This window comes from Caballeronia sp. SEWSISQ10-4 2 (genome assembly GCF_030464885.1).
Lineage (GTDB): Bacteria > Pseudomonadota > Gammaproteobacteria > Burkholderiales > Burkholderiaceae > Caballeronia.
The window spans coordinates 89,578-107,825 of record NZ_JALPRJ010000028.1; the positions used below are offsets into that span (position 1 = coordinate 89,578).

16 protein-coding genes are annotated in these 18,248 nt (G+C 60.4%); all 16 read left to right on the forward strand.

The annotated features are described in order from the left end of the window. Positions 1-138 precede the first annotated feature (138 nt). The 16 genes from M0D69_RS20145 (at position 139) to M0D69_RS20220 (ending at position 18,217) form a co-directional block, all read left to right on the forward strand. The gene (locus M0D69_RS20145) at positions 139-2,355 is read left to right on the forward strand and encodes a TonB-dependent siderophore receptor (RefSeq protein ID WP_301783725.1); all 2,217 of its coding nucleotides are present in this window, start codon (positions 139-141) and stop codon (positions 2,353-2,355) included. An 11-nt stretch (positions 2,356-2,366) separates the two neighbouring features. Next, positions 2,367-3,809, forward strand: coding sequence for a Y4yA family PLP-dependent enzyme (locus tag M0D69_RS20150; protein ID WP_301783702.1), 1,443 nt, complete (start codon positions 2,367-2,369; stop codon positions 3,807-3,809). After that, positions 3,796-4,836: a PLP-dependent cysteine synthase family protein gene (locus M0D69_RS20155; RefSeq protein ID WP_301783703.1), complete on the forward strand. Its 1,041-nt coding sequence runs from the start codon at positions 3,796-3,798 to the stop codon at positions 4,834-4,836. The genes M0D69_RS20150 and M0D69_RS20155 overlap by 14 nt, the downstream gene beginning before the upstream one ends. Further along, positions 4,833-5,999 (forward strand): NAD/NADP octopine/nopaline dehydrogenase family protein, encoded by a 1,167-nt coding sequence (locus M0D69_RS20160; RefSeq protein ID WP_301783705.1) that lies wholly within the window; start codon positions 4,833-4,835, stop codon positions 5,997-5,999. Before M0D69_RS20155 ends, M0D69_RS20160 begins: the two co-directional genes overlap by 4 nt. A gap of 12 nt (positions 6,000-6,011) precedes the next feature. Beyond that, on the forward strand, positions 6,012-7,919 hold the full coding sequence (locus M0D69_RS20165; RefSeq protein WP_301783706.1) for an IucA/IucC family siderophore biosynthesis protein: 1,908 nt from the start codon (positions 6,012-6,014) through the stop codon (positions 7,917-7,919). A gap of 3 nt (positions 7,920-7,922) precedes the next feature. Then, entirely contained in the window at positions 7,923-9,188 is a 1,266-nt protein-coding gene (locus tag M0D69_RS20170) for an MFS transporter (RefSeq protein WP_301783707.1), read from the forward strand. 31 nt (positions 9,189-9,219) lie between these two features. Then, the gene (locus M0D69_RS20175) at positions 9,220-10,425 is read left to right on the forward strand and encodes an ABC transporter substrate-binding protein (protein ID WP_301783708.1); all 1,206 of its coding nucleotides are present in this window, start codon (positions 9,220-9,222) and stop codon (positions 10,423-10,425) included. Next, positions 10,422-11,483: an iron ABC transporter permease gene (locus tag M0D69_RS20180; RefSeq protein ID WP_301783709.1), complete on the forward strand. Its 1,062-nt coding sequence runs from the start codon at positions 10,422-10,424 to the stop codon at positions 11,481-11,483. Before M0D69_RS20175 ends, M0D69_RS20180 begins: the two co-directional genes overlap by 4 nt. Further along, entirely contained in the window at positions 11,477-12,244 is a 768-nt protein-coding gene (locus M0D69_RS20185; RefSeq protein ID WP_301783710.1) for an ABC transporter ATP-binding protein, read from the forward strand. The genes M0D69_RS20180 and M0D69_RS20185 overlap by 7 nt, the downstream gene beginning before the upstream one ends. A 119-nt stretch (positions 12,245-12,363) precedes the next feature. Then, on the forward strand, positions 12,364-12,780 hold the full coding sequence (locus M0D69_RS20190; RefSeq protein WP_301783711.1) for a ParB N-terminal domain-containing protein: 417 nt from the start codon (positions 12,364-12,366) through the stop codon (positions 12,778-12,780). Between the two features lie 44 nt (positions 12,781-12,824). Further along, on the forward strand, positions 12,825-13,709 hold the full coding sequence (locus M0D69_RS20195; protein ID WP_301783712.1) for a helix-turn-helix domain-containing GNAT family N-acetyltransferase: 885 nt from the start codon (positions 12,825-12,827) through the stop codon (positions 13,707-13,709). Between the two features lie 317 nt (positions 13,710-14,026). After that, a complete protein-coding gene (locus M0D69_RS20200; RefSeq protein ID WP_301783713.1) occupies positions 14,027-14,392 on the forward strand; it encodes a hypothetical protein in 366 nt (121 codons plus the stop codon). Between the two features lie 204 nt (positions 14,393-14,596). Next, on the forward strand, positions 14,597-14,968 hold the full coding sequence (locus M0D69_RS20205) for a hypothetical protein (protein ID WP_301783714.1): 372 nt from the start codon (positions 14,597-14,599) through the stop codon (positions 14,966-14,968). 266 nt (positions 14,969-15,234) lie between these two features. After that, positions 15,235-15,468 carry a hypothetical protein gene (locus M0D69_RS20210; protein ID WP_301783715.1) on the forward strand — a complete coding sequence of 78 codons (234 nt, stop codon included), beginning with the start codon at positions 15,235-15,237 and terminating at the stop codon, positions 15,466-15,468. A 988-nt stretch (positions 15,469-16,456) separates the two neighbouring features. After that, a complete protein-coding gene (locus M0D69_RS20215; protein WP_301783716.1) occupies positions 16,457-17,182 on the forward strand; it encodes a pentapeptide repeat-containing protein in 726 nt (241 codons plus the stop codon). Between the two features lie 195 nt (positions 17,183-17,377). Next, complete coding sequence (locus M0D69_RS20220) at positions 17,378-18,217, forward strand: SOS response-associated peptidase family protein (protein WP_301783717.1); 840 nt, start codon at positions 17,378-17,380, stop codon at positions 18,215-18,217. The last annotated feature ends 31 nt before the right edge of the window (positions 18,218-18,248 follow it).

The window sequence follows — 18,248 nt, forward strand, 5'->3', positions numbered from 1 at the left end:
ACAAGAGGTTTTCTTCAAAATAGTATTGCGAATCGTTATCATTTGCATTAATGTTAACAAAAGTGAAAGCTTGGCACCGAAACCGATTTCTTTAACAAAAACACGAACGTAATCATCATGCTATTGCGCTTTTCTCGCATTGCCCTTCGGTTCGCCGTTTCGCCGCCCGAGCGGTCGTTCCTACTTTTCAGACCACTGGCTTTGTCTATACGGCTTGTCTTTGCAGGTGCGCTAACAACCGGTTTCGGTGCTTCTGCCCATGCTCAGGCGGCAACAGAGACTACCCAGGAAGTGAGTGACGGCACAAAGAAATTACCAGCGGTGACGGTCAACGCAAAGTCTGACAGCGACCTTCCGCAACCCTACGCCGGTGGGCAGATCGCGCGTGGCGGACGAGTAGGACTGCTGGGTAACAAGAGCGTGATGGATACGCCTTTTAGCGTCAGCGACACCACCTCGCAACGGATGGAGGACCTGCAGGCGGTGACGCTGGCGGAGGTGTTGAACCGGGATCCGTCCACGCGATTTACGGGGCAGATCGGCGGCGTGACCGACTCGTTCTTCATCCGCGGCTTTCCGGTCAACGAAGGTAATCTGAGCGAGGTCGCGTTCGACGGCGTGTATGGCGTTTCGCCCAATTACCACCTGTTCACGGAGTATCTGGAGCGCGTCGAGGTGCTCAAGGGGCCGGCCGCATTGTTATACGGGATGTCTCCGAACAGTGGTGTCGGCGGTGTCGTCAACGTGGTGCCCAAGCGTCCGCTGAACAAGGATCTGACCCGTGTCACGCTGGACTATGCGTCAGATTCCCAGGTGGGCGAGGCGATCGATCTGAGTCGCCGCTTTGGCAGTGATCGTCAGTTCGGGATCCGGTTCAATGGCTTGCACCGTCAGGGCAGCACGCCGCTCGACAACCAGAAGTCACGTGCCGAGGTCGGGGCGCTGTCGCTCGATTACCAGGGCGAGCGGTTTCGGGCATCGCTCGATGTGATCGAGCAGTATCAGTGGATCGACGCCCCGACGCGCCCGTTTCTCGTGGCATCGGGCATTCAGGTGCCCTCTGCAGCGGATGGGCGCCGCAATGTCACCCAGTCCTGGGGTTGGTGGAAATCCAACGACATATCGACGTTGCTGCATGCCGAATACGACGTCAGCGACAACGTAACCGTATTCGCCGACGCCGGCGGCACAAAGTCGGATGTCTCGCGGTTGTCGGATCAGACACCGACAATTCTGAATGCTGCAGGAGATACCTCGGCCACGCCGCAGAACTGGAAATTCCAGATCAATCGCTCGACCGCGGACACGGGCGTACGCGCCCAGTTCAATACTGGCGCAGTCAAGCATGCAGTGGTGTTCGAGGCGAACGTCTATCAGGACCGTATCGCGAGTGCGAGCAATTCAGGTACGGCGGTCCTGTCGAATATCTATTCGCCCGTCGCGAGTACGCAGCAATACGTGAGCGCACCGACACGCGTGCCGAAGGTCTCGTCATCGACGCTTTCGGGTGTGGCGCTGGCCGATACATTGAGCATGCTGAACGAGCGATTGCAACTGACTGTCGGTGTGCGTCAGCAGCACGTCCAGTCCGACAACTTCAGTTCGACTACCGGGGCACGGACATCGTCGTACAACGAGAGTGCAGCCACGCCGCTGGTCGGTCTTGTCGTGAGGCCGTGGCAAAACGTGTCGCTTTACGCCAATTACATCGAAGGGCTAAGCAAAGGCGACATCGCCCCTGCAGCCGCGACGAACGCGGGCCAGGTTTTCGCACCCTACAAGACGAAACAGCAGGAGGTCGGTGTCAAGCTCGACATGCGCGGCGTGCTGGCAACACTGGCTGCCTTCAGGATCACCAAGCCAAGCGGCCAGTTGTACGGCACGGTCTATTCGGTCGACAGCGAGCAGCGCAATCAGGGGTTAGAACTGAACGTGTCCGGCGAGCCGCTCAAGGGCGTCCGCTTCCTGGGAGGGGTGACGCTGCTGGATGCCACGCTAACGAAGACCAACAGCGCCGCGACGTTGGGTAACCGGCCAGTGGGCGTTCCGACGTGGATGGCCAATGTCGGCACCGAATGGGACCTGCCGTGGGTCCCCAGCGTCACGCTGACCGGCGGCATCAACTACACCGGCCGGGAATACATCAATCAGGCGAACAGCCAGTCCGTGCCGTCCTGGACGACGGTCGATCTGGGCGCCCGCTACAAGACCACGCTTTACGGGAAGTCCACCACGGTTCGGGCGGGCCTGCTCAACGTGTTCGATCGTAAGTACTGGTCGGGCGTGGCCTCGTACGGGACGATTTCGCTCGGTGCTCCGCGCACCGTCTTCCTGTCTACTTCCGTGGATTTCTAGGCCGGTTAATCATGACGCAAACGCGAGACAACGTGCTGCTGCAGGCAACAGCAAACGGTCGCATAAAAGCTTATGCACCCGATGTGCTTCCTCCGCTTCTCGATCCCGCCATCTCAAGCCTTGTCTTCGATTCACCGGGCGCACTGCTGAAGCTGGTTGAGCAGTATGGTTCGCCGCTCAATATCGTGTGGCCGCACATTCTGCGTCGAAACGTCGAGGCATTGCGCACCGTGCTGAACCGGCACACCGCGCGGTTTGAGATCTTCTACGGGGCGAAAGTCAACAAGTCACCGGGCCTCGTACGTGCGGCGGTCGAAGCCGCCGTCGGCGTGGATGTATCCAGCATCTATGAAATGCGCGATGCCCTGCGCGCCGGGATCGAACCAGCCATGCTTTGCGCCACCGGGCCAGCCAAGACCAGGGTATTTCACGCGGCGCTCATTGCCAATGCTGCGTTGATTGCGGTCGACTCCGTCGAGGAGTTCAACGACCTCGAAATGATTGTCCGGGAGATAGAACCGGATCGCCCGGCGCGGGTGCTGTTGCGCTATCGGCCCGCAGCGTCCGGAACGAGTCGCTTCGGCATGGGCGCCGACGACCTTCTTACCTGTGTGCGCCGCCTGACCCAGCTAAAGGAGTGGTTCTCGTTCGAGGGCTTTCATTTCCATCTCGGCGGCTATGGCCATGAATCACGCGTGCAGGCCGTGCGCGAGCTCACCGGCCTCCTCGCTGCAGCGCGCGATATGGGCCTTGATCCGACAATCCTCGACATCGGCGGCGGCCTGCCGGTCCAGTACGTGGATGACGAGGTGTACGAAGCGTTTCTGGGTGCGCAGTGCAGCGGCGACTACCGCCATGGCAAGGTGCCCGAGTCGTTCTATCCGTACGGCGGCCCGATCGGCGCGTGTCAGTGGCTGGACCGGTTTCTCGCATCGCCTTGTGTCGATGGCGTGTCTATTGCGGGGTATCTCAACGAGATGCGGCTTACCCTGGCGATCGAGCCCGGGCGCAGCCTCGCCGATCAGACCGCCGTCTCTGTTTTCCGGATCACGCGCGTCAAGTCGCTGGCTGCGGACAGCGTTGTGATCTTCGTGGAAGGCAGCAGCTTCAGCGCGTGCGAAACGTGGTTCGCGTCCGAGTTCCTGGTGGACCCGATTCTCGTGTCGGCACACGTCGGCAGCGAGCAAGGAGAGCCGCCGGTGCGCGCCTACATTGCCGGACACAGTTGTCTTGACGAAGACGTCATCACCAACCGCCTGATCCAGTTTCGAAGGAGGCCGAAAGCCGGCGACCTGCTGGTGTACGCGAACACAGCGGGCTACCAGATGGACATGCTCGAAAACGAATTTCACCGCCATCCCGTGCCACGCCGGATTTCTGTGACCTACGACGCCACAGGCGGCATGGAAGTCTCACCTGACGATCGAATGGAGTACCGGAATGATTTTGAATAAAGTAACCGACCTCATTGGTAATACGCCGATTCTCAGCATTTCCATTCCAGCAAAGAATGCCAGGTTGTTGCTCAAGATCGAGAAGAACAACCCGGGGGGAAGCATCAAGGACCGCATGGCTCGCAACATGATCGTTGCTGCGCTCAAATCGGGGCGGCTCAGTCCAGGCGGCGTGGTGGTGGAGTCGTCTTCCGGCAATACGGGCATCGGCCTCGCGATCGCGGCGGTGGAGTTCGGACTGCGCTTTATCGCCGTAGTCGATCATCATGCCGCGCCGGACAAGATCGCGATCATGCGCGCGCTTGGCGCGGAAATCCGTTTTGTCGAGGGTGACTACCGGGAGGACGAGGTCGCGGTCGTCGAACGGCAGCGCATGGCCGCCGAACTCGCCAGCCAGATTCCCGGTGCGGTGTTCATGAATCAATCGGACAACGCGGCCAACTCGGGCGGGTATTCCGATTTCGTCCGGGAAGTGATTGGCGAGGTCGGCGGCGTGGATGCGTATGTCGGTTGCGTCGGCACAGGCGGTTCGATGACCGGCATCGCTCGCGGGCTGAAAGTGCACGATCCCCGAACGAAGACGATTGCCGTCGAACCCGACGGTTCTATCGTGTTCGGCCAGCCGGGACATGCCTACTATCAATCCGGCACGGGAACGCCTGCGGGTGACACGGTCGGCCTCGTGCTCGACTACAGCTGCATCGACATGGGCGTGCAGGTTTCGGACGCGCAGGCGTTCGAGACGGCTCGTTACATGGCCAAGCGCACGGGGTTGCTGGTCGGCGGATCGACCGGCGGTGTCATCTACAAGGCGCTGGAGTTTATCCATAGCGGCCTGATCGGCGGCAATGTCGTGGCGGCAGTGGCTGACGGCGGCGAGAAATATCTGCATACGGTCTTTAGCGAGAGCTGGCTCAAGGAGCGCAATCTGCTCGACCCGCAAGTGTGGGATCAGCTCGACGGGTGGTTCGGCAGCGAAAGCGCCGTAGAGGCGCCGCGCGAAGTTCCGCGCTTGCACGCGGTATGACGGCGGCCAACCAGAGCGCCTCGCCGCCGCTCAATGTGGTCGTTTGCGGAGGCGGCCGGACCGGCCATCTCGCGGCAGTCCTGTTCAAACAGATTCCCGGCGTGTGCGTTTCGTTACTCACGAGCCGGAGTGAGGTGGTGGACAACCATCGCCGCAGCGCGACCGGCATCACCGCACTGATGCCGGACGGCACGGCGTGCGCTGCGCGGCTCGACGCCGTCGCGAGCGAGCCAGCTGCGATCCTCGCCAACGCGGATGTCGTCATCATCACTGTGCCGGCGCACGTCAGGCCGGCGTTGCTGCGCGCCATTGCGACGCATTTGCCGTCGAACAAGCCCATCTACGTCGGCGCGATCCCGGGTTTCTGCGGTTTCGACTGGCTCGCTGAACACAGCCTGGCGGCCCGGCCCAACGCGGTCATCTGGGGCATGAAAGACGTGGCTCATACCGCCTTCGATTTGCGGCCAGGCGTGTCGGTCAGGATGGGTGGCGCGAAGAGCACGCTGTACGTCGGGACGCACGCACGCGAACACGACGCGTCGCGTGCCGCTTTGCTGGCGCACCTGCAAAGGCTCTACGCGGCGCCCGTCGAATTGCTGGATGACTACCTGGAAATCACGCTGACACCTGGTAACCCGATCATGCACAGTTCAGTGATCTATGGGCTGATTGGACCCTACGGGCAATGGCACAACAAGGTGTTTCCGGCGCCGCTTTGCTGGTGGACCGATTGCCCCGAACTCGGTGCGTATTTCCTCGAGCGCAGCGACGAGGAGAGCCAGATGCTGTGCAAAGCCATCGAGCGGCGGCTGGGCGTAAACCTGTCGTCGATCAAGCCGCTGAAGCAGGAGATCATCGAGGCCTACGAGGACCAGATCCGCGACCACGAGACCATGCTGTCGGTGTTGCGCACTAATCAGGCCTACGACGCAATCGCGGCCCCGCTGGTCCCGGCCGGAGACTCCACGGGGTACGTCATCGATAAAGAGAGTCGCGCCTTTCACGAGGATGTGGCTTACGGCCTGGCGTTGCTGGTCGAGATGGCGAAGCGCCTGGACATGCGTCTGCCTCACATCGAAGCAATCTTTCACTGGAACGTGTCCTATATGAACGGCCTGCGCAGTTCCGCGCTCGACTACTTTCCCGAAACCTGGCCAGCCTGAAGCCGGAGCTCTATGAAGACCACTCTTTCGCTATTGCAACCTGAAAACGCATTCTATGCAGACCGGCAGCACGGCGCCTTCGCGTCGGCACGGCGCAATGCCTTGCGGCGCATCGTCCGCTGCCTGTTCGCCGAGAAGATCATCAGTAAGGACGCGCTTGCCTACGCGCCCGAAGGCCGCGGCGCCTGGTTACCACTGTGGAGCAGGCATGCGCTGCTGTTCTTCGCCGACCTCGAGGCGGCGCCGGCCGACACCTTTATCAACCGTGGCGCGATCACGCTGATCGAATCAGACGGAACGCGCATGGTTGTCGAAAGCCCGGATCAGATGATCGACTTGCTGCGGCCGGGGTTCGATTTTGAGCCAGCCGACGAAGACGTGGCCGGGCTCAAGTCCGATGTGGCCAACAGCATCGGGAACGACGCGCTCGCCCGCATTTACCGCGAGGCGTGGGATGCGAATCTGCGCGCGCGTATTGACGCGGCGGGTGCCCCTGGTCTGGTCGATTACCTGCGCAAGCACATGAGCGTGCGCGATGCGGCGGTGCTGCTCGATCAGTGGGGCGCGCTCGAAGGTCATCCTTTCTATCCCACCTGGAAGAGCAAGCCGGACCTGAGCGCAACCGAAGTCGCCGAGCTGTCACCCGAATTCAACGCGACGGTCGGCGTGCGTATCGCCTCGCTGCGGGCGGACATGGCGTATGTGGAGCGGATGCCGCATGTTGACAGTTACCACGACTGGTTCGCCGCGCAATTCCCGCAGCTGTGGGTACGCTGGAAAGACGGCCTGATGGCACGGCAACTCGACGAGCGCGCGTGGCTGCCGTTGCCGATCCATGCGTGGCATCTCGAGCATTTCGTGCGCAAGGAATACGCGGCGGAGATCGAAGAGGGCGTGCTGATCCTCGACGGACCGGATGTAGAGACATGGCCGACCATGTCGTTCCGCACCATGATGCCGCGGCTGCCGGGACCGGTGCCGTTCATCAAGCTGCCGGTGGCGCTGTGGCTAACCAGCGAGCAGCGCAGCCTCCAGGCGAAGTCGATCCACATGGGGCCGCGCGTCAGCACCGTGATCAAACGCATCCTGGCCGACGAAAACGGCTTCGACCAGACGCTCGAAATTTTCCCGGAAGAGGTTGCGTTTCACTATAAGCACGCAGTGCGGCAGGAGGACCGGCCAGGACGCCATTTGTCGGTTGCGTATCGCGCGAGCAAGGACGCCTTCGAGCGCACGGACGGCCTGTTCCCGATCACCGTGGCGGCATTGCTTACCCGCTCGCCGGCGAGCGGCCGGTCGCTCATGACGGAGCTGATCGGGTGCGACGGTGCACCTGCCGGCGCGGTGGCGGTGGAAGCCTGGTTCCGGCAGTACGCGCGAGTCGTCACGTATCCGGTGATCAGCATTTATCTGTTGTACGGCATCGCGCTCGAAGCGCATCAGCAGAATACGTCGGTGCTGTTCGCCGCGGACGGAACGCCCGCACGCGTGTTGATTCGCGATTTCGGAGACGGCCGCACCTATGCGCCGCTGCTTGCTGAACGCGGCTATGAACTCAAGCCCTACGTGCATCCAGGAATTCTCCCGACCGTCTTTGACGACGACATCGAGCCGGTCCGATCCTTCGTGCTCGACGCATGCTTTGTGTGTCACCTGCACGAAGTGGCGCTGTTGCTGACGGAGGAATATGGGCTGGCGCGGTCCCGCTTGTGGGAGATTCTGCGCGAAGAAACGGAGCGTACCTTCGATACCCTCGCGCCGCGTGTTTCCAGCGCGTTGTGGCAGGCCGAACGGGAGGCGTTTCTCGAACGTCCCTGGCCGACGCGCTCGGTGTTGCGAATGCATCTGCTCAGATATTCGGACTACCGGCTCCAGCATCATCTGCCCAATCCGCTGCTGCCGGCGCGCAACGAGGGTTGAGCGATGACGAATGCCATGGTCGCGCCAGACCGGGCGGCGCGCCTGATTCACGTGTTGTTCGTGATTCAGCTCATTTCCATGGGCGCCATGGAAATGAGCGGCCCGTTCTGGCCCATTCATCTGAAAGCGCTCAGCACGTCCAGCCTGGAGTTCGGCTTTGCCGGCGTCGCGGTCTACGTGGGGCCGATGCTCGGCATCATGTTGACGAGCGCGTTCTGGGGCCGTGTCGGCGATCGCACCGGACACAAGCTGATGATGATCCGGGCCTTGCTCGGGTTGTCTTTGACGCAACTGGCGCTAGCCTTCGCGGGCGACGTCTGGACGATCCTCGCGCTGCGTTTTGCGCAAGGCGCGTGCGCGGGCTACATCGCACCGGCACAAACCTATGGCGTTAGCATCGAATCCCCGTTGCGCCGGGCGCGCCTGTTCGCGTATCTGCAGGTCTCGACCAATCTGGGGTCATTGGCTGGCGCAGTCGCGGGCGGCCTGATTCTCGACCATGCGACATTCTTCTGGATCAATACCGTCGCGGCCGTGCTGTGCGTGTGCTGCGCCGCGGCCGTGTGGTCGATCCTGCCCAACGTTCCGGTGTCGAGTCCCGTGCCGGCAGCCGATCCGGGTCCTGGCGCCGTGGCGCGGTCCGGCTCGCTATCCATGTGGCGTTCTTCGCCGATTCCCGGGCTGCTCGGCATCGTCGGCATCCTGCTTGTGAGCCGTATGATCGCTCAGACGCCGTTCTCGCTCTATGTGAGTTCGATGTTCGACGTGGGCAACTGGGTGGTGGGCCTGTGCTACGGAATGCTGTCGTTGGGCTTTGCGGTGTCCGCCTCGCTTTGGGCCCGCTATTTCGAGGACAAGACGCGGCCGGAGGCGTTGCGCAGGATGACCTTCATCGCGCTGGCCTGCGCCGGCCTGACGCTGGCTGCCGGGCTCACGCGCAACGCAGGCGTGTTCATCGCGATTCATTTCTTGTGGGGCGTCCTGCTCGGCGCCACGACACCGGTGCTGATGTCGTTGATTTCGAGGGCGGCGAGCGGTCGCTACCAGGGGCGCATCCTCGGCATCGCGCAGAGCATGACGCAGTTCTCGTCGGTCGTGGGCATTGCACTTGGCGGCTGGCTGAGCGACGGCGTCGGACTGCAATACACGTATTTCTTTGTGGCGGTTTCCTACGCGCTGGCGATGGTCGTCATCGTGACCCTCAGGCGGGAGCGCAGCGTGCTCGCAGGTTCGCCGATTTCACCCGGTCAGCAGGAAGCCGCCGAATGATCACTCACAACTATTATAAGTATTACTTATTATGACAATACAACGTCGCTGGAGCATCGTGCTCATTGCGCTCGCCGGGATCGCCGGGATCGCCGTTCTCGCCGTGGTGCTTGTGGTCCTGAAAGGGACAGGGGTGACGCCGACAGCGGCCAGTGAGAGCCCGTCCGCCTTGACCACGGTGACCGATTTGCTTGGACGCAAGGTCCAGGTGCACGTGCCGGTGCGCCGCGTGATCCTGGGGGAAGGGCGCCAGCTTTATCTGGTTGCGGCGCTCGACACTGAAAATCCGATTCAGCGTGTGGTCGGCTGGCGGAAGGATCTGATCCAGTCGGATCCGGACACGTATTCCGCTTACTTGCGCAAGGTTCCCGGGATCGCCGGTATCCCCACGTTCGGCGGCTTCGAAGACGGCACGTTCGATATCGAGCAGGCCATTGCACTCAAGCCCGATGTAATCCTGATGAATATCGAAGCACAACGGGCCACCGAGGACGCGGGCTACGTCGAGAAGCTCAGCGCGCTTGGCATACCCGTCGTGTACGTCGATTTCCGCCACCATCCCGTGGAGAACACGGAGCCGACCATGCGCCTCGTCGGCAAGCTGTTCGGCAGGCAAGCGCGGGCGGAGGCGTTTATCGCCTTCCGTGCCGCGCAGATCCGGCGCGTCACCGGCGTCATCGATGCGCGCCGGCCGGCGCGCCCGAAGGTGTTCATTGAGCGCATTGGCGGATACACGGAGGACTGCTGCCTGAGCTTCGGAAACGAAAACTTCGGCAAGTTCGTCGAGATGGCGGGCGGAAACAATATTGCGAAGGGTGTCATTCGAGGGACCTTCGGCCAACTCAATCCCGAACAGGTGGTCGCCGCCGACCCAGACCAGGTGGTCGTGACGAGCGCCAACTGGGAAGCTTTCGTGCCGCACGGGCGCTGGGTCGGGGTAGGGCCGGGCGCGGATCTGACGGAAGCCGCACGCAAGCTCGAGGCTTATACCAGGCGGCCGGCATATGCAGGTATCGAGGCAAACCGGAACCGCGCGTTTCATGCCATCTGGCATCAGTTCTATAACAGTCCGTACGACTTCGTCGCCATCCAGCAACTGGCGAAGTGGTTTCACCCGGCGCTCTTTGCCGATCTCGATCCGGACGCCACGTTCCGTGAGCTGCATCAACGTTTCCTGCCCATCGACTATTCGCCGGGCTATTTCGTGAGTCTGCCCGCCCGGGAGGTGAGCCAATGAGCGCCGTGTCCTTGGCCGAAACCACCCAGCGCAGTGCTTATCGCGGGCTTGTGCGGCGCAAGCGCGTGCTGCTCGGCGTTTTCGCGATGCTGCTGCTGTTGAGCGTGCTGCTCGATCTGGCGCTCGGCCCGGCGAACTACAGCCTGGGAGAGGTGGTGCGAGCCGTGCTCTGGCCGGATACCGTTTCGTCGCAAGTGCGGGTGGTGCTGTGGGACATCCGCATGCCGGTAGCCTTGATGGCGGTGGCCGTGGGCGCGGCGCTGTCGTTGGCTGGAGCGCAGATGCAGACGATCCTTAACAATCCGCTCGCGAGCCCGTTCACGCTGGGTATTTCCGCCGCGGCGAGTTTCGGCGCGGCCTTGGGGCTGGCGTTCGGCCTCAGGCTGTTTCCGGTCGCCGTCGACTATATGGTGCCGCTGAATGCCTTCGTGATGGCGGTATTGTCGGCGATCCTGATCCACGTGCTCAGCATGCGGCGCGGCGTAACGGCCGAGACCATCGTATTGCTCGGCATCGCCCTCGTGTTCACGTTCAATGCGCTGCTCGCGCTGGTCCAGTATTTCGCGACCGAGCAGGCCGTTGCAGCCGTGGTGTTCTGGACAATGGGCAGTCTCACCAAGGCGACATGGCCCAAGGTCGGTGTGATCTTCCTCGCGATCCTGGTCATGCTGCCCGTCTTCGCGCGGCGCGTCTGGGCGTTGACGGCATTGCGTCTGGGCGACGACAAGGCAGCAAGCTTTGGCATCGACGTGCGGCGTTTGCGCTTCCAGACACTGATCATGGTCAGCCTGCTCGCTGCGTTTCCGGTCGCGTTCGTCGGCGTCATCGGTTTTGTCGGTCTGGTGGGGCCGCATATCGCGCGCATGCTGGTTGGCGAAGATCAGCGTTTTTTCCTGCCGGCCTCGTTGCTGACAGGCGCACTGATGCTGTCGGTGAGTTCAGTGGTGAGCAAGACCTTGATTCCGGGTGCCATTTTTCCCATTGGGGTCGTGACGTCCCTCGTCGGCGTTCCGTTCTTCATTTCCCTGATTCTGCGCAGCAAGAGGAACGCATGGTGAAGCTACGGCTGGACGGTGTGGGGGCCGCTTACGGCGGGCGCCGGATTCTCTCTGAGATCAGTACACCTGCGTTTTTCGGCGGCCAGGTGGTCGCCGTGATCGGCCCTAATGCGGCAGGCAAGTCGACGCTGTTCAAACGCATGGCGGGGCTGGTCGCCGGGCCCGGCGACGTGCGGCTGGAAGACTCGCGCAAAGGATTGGATGGCATCTGCTACATGCCGCAGGACAGCGCCGCCAGCGCCCGGCTGACCGTCTATGAATCCGTCCTGCTGGCTTGCAAGCAGCAGCAACCGACCTGGGCGGTGCACGAGGCCGATCTCGCGCTGATTGACGGGATCATGGCCTCGCTAGGTATCGGGGAGCTGGCGTTTCGCTACCTGGACGAGTTGAGCGGCGGACAGCGGCAACTCGTCTCGATCGCACAGACGCTCGCACGCGATCCCGAGATCATGCTCATGGACGAGCCGACGAGCGCCCTCGACATGCGCCGGCAGGCGCAGGTGCTCGGCTTCATGCGCGCGCTCGCGAGGCAGCGCGGGGTGATCGTCTTTATCGCGCTGCACGATCTCAACCAGGCACTGCGCTTCGCCGACCAGGTGCTGGTGATCGCCGACGGTACGGCGCACGGCAGCGGGCCTTGCGAAGACGTCATCACGGTCGCGATGCTGCGTGACGTGTACCAGATTAACGCTCGCATCGAGCGTTGTTCGCGGGGGGCGTGTCACGTCATTGTCGACGGCGCCGTTCAGGATTTCATCTGATTGGGGAGGCTATGGTCATCGATATGATCGTAGCGCCTTTGCGGTCTACGCGTACAACTCGGACGAGGACATCGAGGCGCTCGTACAGGCAGTGAAGGCGAATTCCAAGGGGAGGGCAAATGCTCGATAAGCTGCCGTATTGCGTCGCGCTCAAACCGATCGCGTTCTTTCTCCCATCCGAGGAGGTCGATGAGCGCGACGTACACCGTCTGGCCGCTGTCATCCGCGAGGCCGATTCGTGGACAACACCGATCCCCGTCGAAAAGGAGACCGGCATCATCATGGACGGTAACCACAGGGCGCGCGCGGCGGCTTTGCTCGGGTTACGGTATTTGCCCTGCGTGTTGCTCGACTATCGGGATCCGAGGGTTTCGGTCACGCATTGGCAGACTGGCGCGCCATTCTGTATCAATAGTATCCGCAGGCGCATCTTGCTGGACAAAGGCTTGTTCCCTTATAAAACGACGCGGCATCGCTTTGCGCCTGTGCTACCCGCAACGGAGATTCAATTGTCCGCGTTGAATGGTGGCGTCTGATCTGCAGGTTGACGGAATCAAAATCTCTGACTAAAGTCAGAGATATGAACGCATCCGACATTCAACAGATTCGTAGCTTTAATCGCATGGTTGCCGAGGGCATTGGCGCCATAGATGATCGCTTCCTCGGGCGCGGGCGCCCAATGGGCGAGTCCCGCCTTCTTTGGGAGGTCGGGGTTGACGGCGCTGATCTTCGTACGCTTCGCGCGCGGCTTGACCTCGATTCAGGATATCTCAGCCGTACGCTTGTCTCCCTTGAACGACAGGGGCTTGTCGTCGTCCAGACGCATCCGGACGACCGCAGAGTACGCCGGGCCTGTCTGACCAAAGCTGGCCTCGATGAAAGAGCTGAACTCGAACGGCTTTCGGACGCGGTTGCTACTCGTGTACTCGAACCGTTAAGCGATGAGCAGCGCCGGAGGCTTATCACAGCCATGTCTGAAGTAGAGCGCTTGCTACAGCCATCCCTGGTGCGCTTCGCCGTTGAGGATCCGAATAGCGATAACGCACGGTGGTGCTTCGAACAGTATTTCGCCGAACTCGACAAGCGCTTTGAATCAGGATTCGACCCGTCGATCAGCTTGTCGGCGGATGCCCGTGAACTGACGGCGCCGGAGGGCGCGTTGATCGTAGCGAGACTCCATGGCAACCCGATAGGGTGCGTCGCACTCAAGTTTCACAAGAAGTCGCCGGCCGAGCTCAAGAGGATGTGGGTGAGTCCGTCTGCTCGCGGTCTGGGTGTAGGCCGGCGGTTGATCGATGAGGCGGAGAAACATGCACGGCAGACCGGAGTGCGAGTTATTCGCCTGGAGACAAATCGAACGTTACGCGAGGCGATTGCTCTCTATCGGAGGTCTGGATACGTTGAGGTCGATGCGTTCAATGCTGAGCCATATGCTCACCACTGGTTTGAAAAAAAGCTGCGCTGACGTGTCCGCTTCGTCATTTTGGTAAGCGAACCAAGCTATTGGCAGCCACTTGAGCGATCGCTTGGTTTTTGCTTTTCAGACCGTCATTTATCGCGGGTGATCGTCGCTTTCGGGTCAGCGGAAGTCCGGCATCGGACCGAGTTCGGCCAGGAACGTACGGTCGACCCCAGTGTTCAGATCGTTAACAATCATCTCGGGAATGTAAAATCAAGGGATAGAAACATAATATCGCCCGCGGCACGATCGGAAGCGTCAATACGCTGTTCGCCGGTCGGCGGTTGGGCAACCGGGGAATCGACACTATTGGGGGAGAACAGTTGGCTCGCAAGGAACCGATGGCTGGCTTCGAACAGAGTTTCTGGGAGGACCTGCGTTTCTTATTGCGCTTCTGGAGCCGTCGGCGTCGCGTCATCACCTGGCGTGTTCCGTCCGATGTCGAAAGGCAGGAAGTCGATGTGCATCCGATTGTGGGCCGCTTCGGCGACCAGACGCAACTCGTCGCCGATGTCGGAAAGGAGCGGTGGCTCGTTCGCGATCGAGACTGGTGGGGGTGGCCCAATCCGCCTCGGTACGTGTTTTTTGTGCTGGAGGACGATCGTATCGTCGTTGCGGCAGACTTCAACGCCTGGCCCGTCAGTTGGGGGTCAAATCCAGACAAGATCGGCGCTGTGGACGTTCCATGACCCAGGCGATCTGTCGCTGCGACTGCCGTTGACGCGATAATGTGCAGCCAGTCACTGTGGGACTGCGTGCGGCCACGAACAGTCGGCCGACATGGCCTCCTGGATCGTTGAATCAGTAATGCGCTAACTCCGGAGTTTTTGCATAGCTGCGCGTGTTAGAGGTGCGGGTAGAGCAAGTATCAGGTTCGGGGCGCTGACCAAAAAATGAAAAGACGATATTTGTTACTCGATGCGCGAATCTACTTGCGAGACTGGGGCGTGCCGTTTGCAGTCGTCATCGGCTTGATTGCGCTCGGCATTGCTGGCTACCTTTACTTGACGGGTCACTTCGAAACGGAGCTTGCGGACCGATCGATGCATCACGCCTATTCCACCATTGTGCGCGTTGGCATGTATCGGCCTGGACCGAAGCAGGGATTCGCTGCCACGGAGAAATTCGTCTTCCGGGTACAAGGGCAGGAGGTCGAGTATCCCGCGCCGTTTCATGCCGTTCCTGGCGAGCCGGTGAAAGTCGACTACACGATTGGTGCGAGCGGCAAAATCTACGTTTGGAAAGTTGACCGAGGCGAGCCATAGGCGAAAGGTTCGTTTTCTACTAGAAGCAGAGTCCACCTCCTCGGCTTCACATCCGCTCGGCGAACGTCCGCTACCGAGGCAGCCAATTGTCCGCGCAGGGTCGATCAGCGACATTCGAACAGCACAGCTCGCGAACGCTTAACGTGCGCAAACCTCCGGATCTTGAGACGCCCCCGGTTCGCAAGATCATCGATTGATGCCCGGTCCAGACGACATGGAATTCGGGATTCGCAAGAAGTATTCTGGGTTCATCAGGAGAATGGCCCATGACTACCGAATTGTTCATCCAGATCGTCAGCGCGTTTTTTAACGGCTGCTGCCTTTTCGCAAAAACGATGCAGGCCAACCCTGTTGGCGCGTTCGTTCTGCTAGCAATGGCTGGGTTCGCCGTCTTCGCCCTCTGGCTGCACAAGCGGCCGGTTCTTCATGCCGCATCGCGCCGCGTCAAACGTCCAACCGTGAAGAAACGCTCCACCTCAAAGATCGACGCTGATCGCTGATTTACCTTATGTCGGTCATACCCCATTTTGCGGGTAGCCACGCGCCGTTGTCGGGGTGCACACAGGACACGAGCTTTTTCGTACGCCAGCGGTCCGGACAACCTTGTCGGATAAGGCCTCGCTTCGCTACGTGTACCGATCACCAACTTTGCGGTAGCTGACGACGACAAGTCGTCGATTTTATTGATTGTGCAGTGGGGCTAACGTACGATTTATTCCGTTTCCTGACGGCACCCCAATTACATTCCGGAAAACATTTTTGATCAATGGGGTTCCGGAAGTCCGTAGCGCCAGTTTTCATCCCTCGCAACCCATAAGCGCCGTCAATACCATTCAGTCATACACGAGGTTTGCCAGAGGGTGTGCAACACGACGCCGTCGATCGGCCTGACAGGGCGGCGTGATGCTGAAAGCAGACGGGCAGGGCGCCTTAATTTTTCGCGCGCTCGGGACTCGTGTTTTTGCTGGCCTACGATCGCCACATGCATGAAGCTACCGAAGTGCAGGGGAGATAAAGGCTTCAGCCGTATGATTGAACTGAGCGATGCTGTCGCTCAAAGGGAAACAGGGCGGGAAGTCCGCGCCGTTCAAATAGGTCTAGGGATACCGCCAACGTCCTGGCAGATAGCGGACGGGTCCCTTCGGTTTCCACACGCCCACTTTAAAAAGGAGGCATATGAACAACGCAAATCTGTACTTGATGATGGCTGGAAGTTATTTCGGCATGAGTATCGTTTACGTCATGCTTGCTGCCAGCCACTGGCCCCGTTAAGGACTTTTTTGTCTTCCCAGTAAAAGAATAGCTTAACGGTATCAGAAATGCGAGAGAACGTCTTTTTGAGTTGGCGAGCTGTAAATACAGCCGCCTTCACGTGCGCTCCGGCCGGTCAGGTGATCGCCATGTGTGCGGCCGCACCGTACCGGCCGTTCACTCGGATTACGATCAGACGTGCAGCCGGCCCACAACCGGCTGGCCGGAGGAGGTGCGATGTGCAACATTCTGCGTGGTCTGGCCGCACGCCTGAGGCAGGAACTGTCGTTTCACTTCATCGTTGACGTGACGACGCTGCTCGCATCGGTCGCAACTGTGGTCGCGCTGATCTTTCTGATCCACGACCGCCGTGACCAGGCCGATATCGCCGCTTGGACCTTGCTGCAGACGTACCTGCAGGGCGAGCCGCGGGTACAGTTCGACGCAGGGCAGCGCTTCGCGTTGGAAACACTGGTCCGGCATCGGGTTAGTCTGAATAATCTGGACGCGCACGGCGCCATCATTAAAAAGGCCGATCTCCATGGCCTCGAAGCCTTTGGCGCGTCCTTCAAGAGAGCGTCGATGATTGACGTCGATCTGTCGGGCGCTTACCTGGGACGAGACGATTTCGAGGGCGCATATATAAGCAACTGCCAATGCGGCAGTGTGTTGTTTGTTGATGCAGATTTGACGGGCGCGGAAATCACTAGAGGAACTTTTCACAACGCTAATTTTTATAGTGCGGACATTTCCGATCTTGTAGCTGACACGCATACACAGGGATTTGTTTTCCCGAAGCCCGAACTGGACCCTGGCGCGTTCGAACTATCCTGTTTTCGACCGGGACACCCGCCACATCTCCCAAAAGAGACGAGCTTGCCCAAATATCCTCAGAGTGCAGATTGCGTCAACTATTGGAATGACTCATGGGCGACCCGCGACCAGAAGAGCACTGAGAAGTAGTCGGCAAGTCGCTGATTGCTCGACAGAGGTCCAGTCTCACGAAATTCCGCTGCCCCTCTGCGTGGCGGCCGGTGCCCGGGGGCAGGATAGAGCGGCTACGCCGGAACGCCAGTAAACAGGCGTTCTGGGTACGGCGACTGAGGTTGCAGTCGGTTTTATCATGGTGCCTCACGCCTTCATCAGGGAGATTGCCCTATGTGCTATTCGGCGCAGATCGTGGCGGACTACCGCAAGTACGTGAGAATGTTCGGTCCTGACATGGATATTAGGGAGTTCGCGCGGCTCTACTGGGAGCGCGCCGAGGGCAGCGGCGCGAAGGTCCCCAAGGGCATGGATGCGCCCTTCATTAATCCGGAGACAGAAGAGGAGCGGCGCATCAAGCAGTGGATCGAGCGGTATGACGCGGCTCAGATGACGAAGCTCGAACAGGAACTGTTCAAACAGCGCACCCGGCTCGCGGATGCGGCCCGCGTCCTCCAGACCAAAACCACAAAGGCGGCCATCGAGAGCAAACGGATCGCCACGGGCAAGATCGAGGGAATGCTGCGCCGCCTCGACGATCTGCGTCGAACGGAACCAGCGGAGCGGGACTCTCGGATATTCCCCGGTCAATATGCTCCTGTCATGGTGATGGAGAATGGCCGGCGCGTCATTAAGCCGATGCGCTATCAATGTCGGCCGGCAGGTAAGCCCGCTATCTACGACGTCAAATACCCCGGAACCTACAACGCTCGACGGGACAATCTGGAAGGCTTCTGGAAAGGACTTTTCGGTTATACGCACGGCCTGATGCTAGTGACCGCATTCTACGAAAACGTGAGTCGATTTCGACTCGAAAATCGCGTGCCGCTTGAGGGAGAAAAAGATGAAAACGTGGTCCTGGAATTCAGGCCCAACCCGCCTCAAGAAATGTTGATTGCCTGTATGTGGTCACACTGGGAAGGGAAGGGCGAACCAGACCTGCTGTCGTTCGCGGCCGTCACAGACGACCCGCCGCAGGAAATAGCTCTCGCCGGCCACGACCGCTGCTTCTGAATACTACTAACTGTTAGGTCATCGTAAGTCG

What these genes read in the sequence shown, in the direction of transcription:
- M0D69_RS20205 (WP_301783714.1), top strand. Translation starts at nt 14,597, where the DNA reads ATGAAAAGACGATATTTGTTACTCGATGCGCGAATCTACTTGCGAGAC.
- M0D69_RS20175 (WP_301783708.1), top strand. Translation starts at nt 9,220, where the DNA reads ATGACAATACAACGTCGCTGGAGCATCGTGCTCATTGCGCTCGCCGGG.
- M0D69_RS20210 (WP_301783715.1), top strand. Translation starts at nt 15,235, where the DNA reads ATGACTACCGAATTGTTCATCCAGATCGTCAGCGCGTTTTTTAACGGC.
- M0D69_RS20155 (WP_301783703.1), top strand. Translation starts at nt 3,796, where the DNA reads ATGATTTTGAATAAAGTAACCGACCTCATTGGTAATACGCCGATTCTC.
- M0D69_RS20195 (WP_301783712.1), top strand. Translation starts at nt 12,825, where the DNA reads ATGAACGCATCCGACATTCAACAGATTCGTAGCTTTAATCGCATGGTT.
- M0D69_RS20220 (WP_301783717.1), top strand. Translation starts at nt 17,378, where the DNA reads ATGTGCTATTCGGCGCAGATCGTGGCGGACTACCGCAAGTACGTGAGA.
- M0D69_RS20180 (WP_301783709.1), top strand. Translation starts at nt 10,422, where the DNA reads ATGAGCGCCGTGTCCTTGGCCGAAACCACCCAGCGCAGTGCTTATCGC.
- M0D69_RS20185 (WP_301783710.1), top strand. Translation starts at nt 11,477, where the DNA reads ATGGTGAAGCTACGGCTGGACGGTGTGGGGGCCGCTTACGGCGGGCGC.
- M0D69_RS20165 (WP_301783706.1), top strand. Translation starts at nt 6,012, where the DNA reads ATGAAGACCACTCTTTCGCTATTGCAACCTGAAAACGCATTCTATGCA.
- M0D69_RS20215 (WP_301783716.1), top strand. Translation starts at nt 16,457, where the DNA reads ATGTGCAACATTCTGCGTGGTCTGGCCGCACGCCTGAGGCAGGAACTG.
- M0D69_RS20190 (WP_301783711.1), top strand. Translation starts at nt 12,364, where the DNA reads ATGCTCGATAAGCTGCCGTATTGCGTCGCGCTCAAACCGATCGCGTTC.
- M0D69_RS20170 (WP_301783707.1), top strand. Translation starts at nt 7,923, where the DNA reads ATGACGAATGCCATGGTCGCGCCAGACCGGGCGGCGCGCCTGATTCAC.
- M0D69_RS20150 (WP_301783702.1), top strand. Translation starts at nt 2,367, where the DNA reads ATGACGCAAACGCGAGACAACGTGCTGCTGCAGGCAACAGCAAACGGT.
- M0D69_RS20160 (WP_301783705.1), top strand. Translation starts at nt 4,833, where the DNA reads ATGACGGCGGCCAACCAGAGCGCCTCGCCGCCGCTCAATGTGGTCGTT.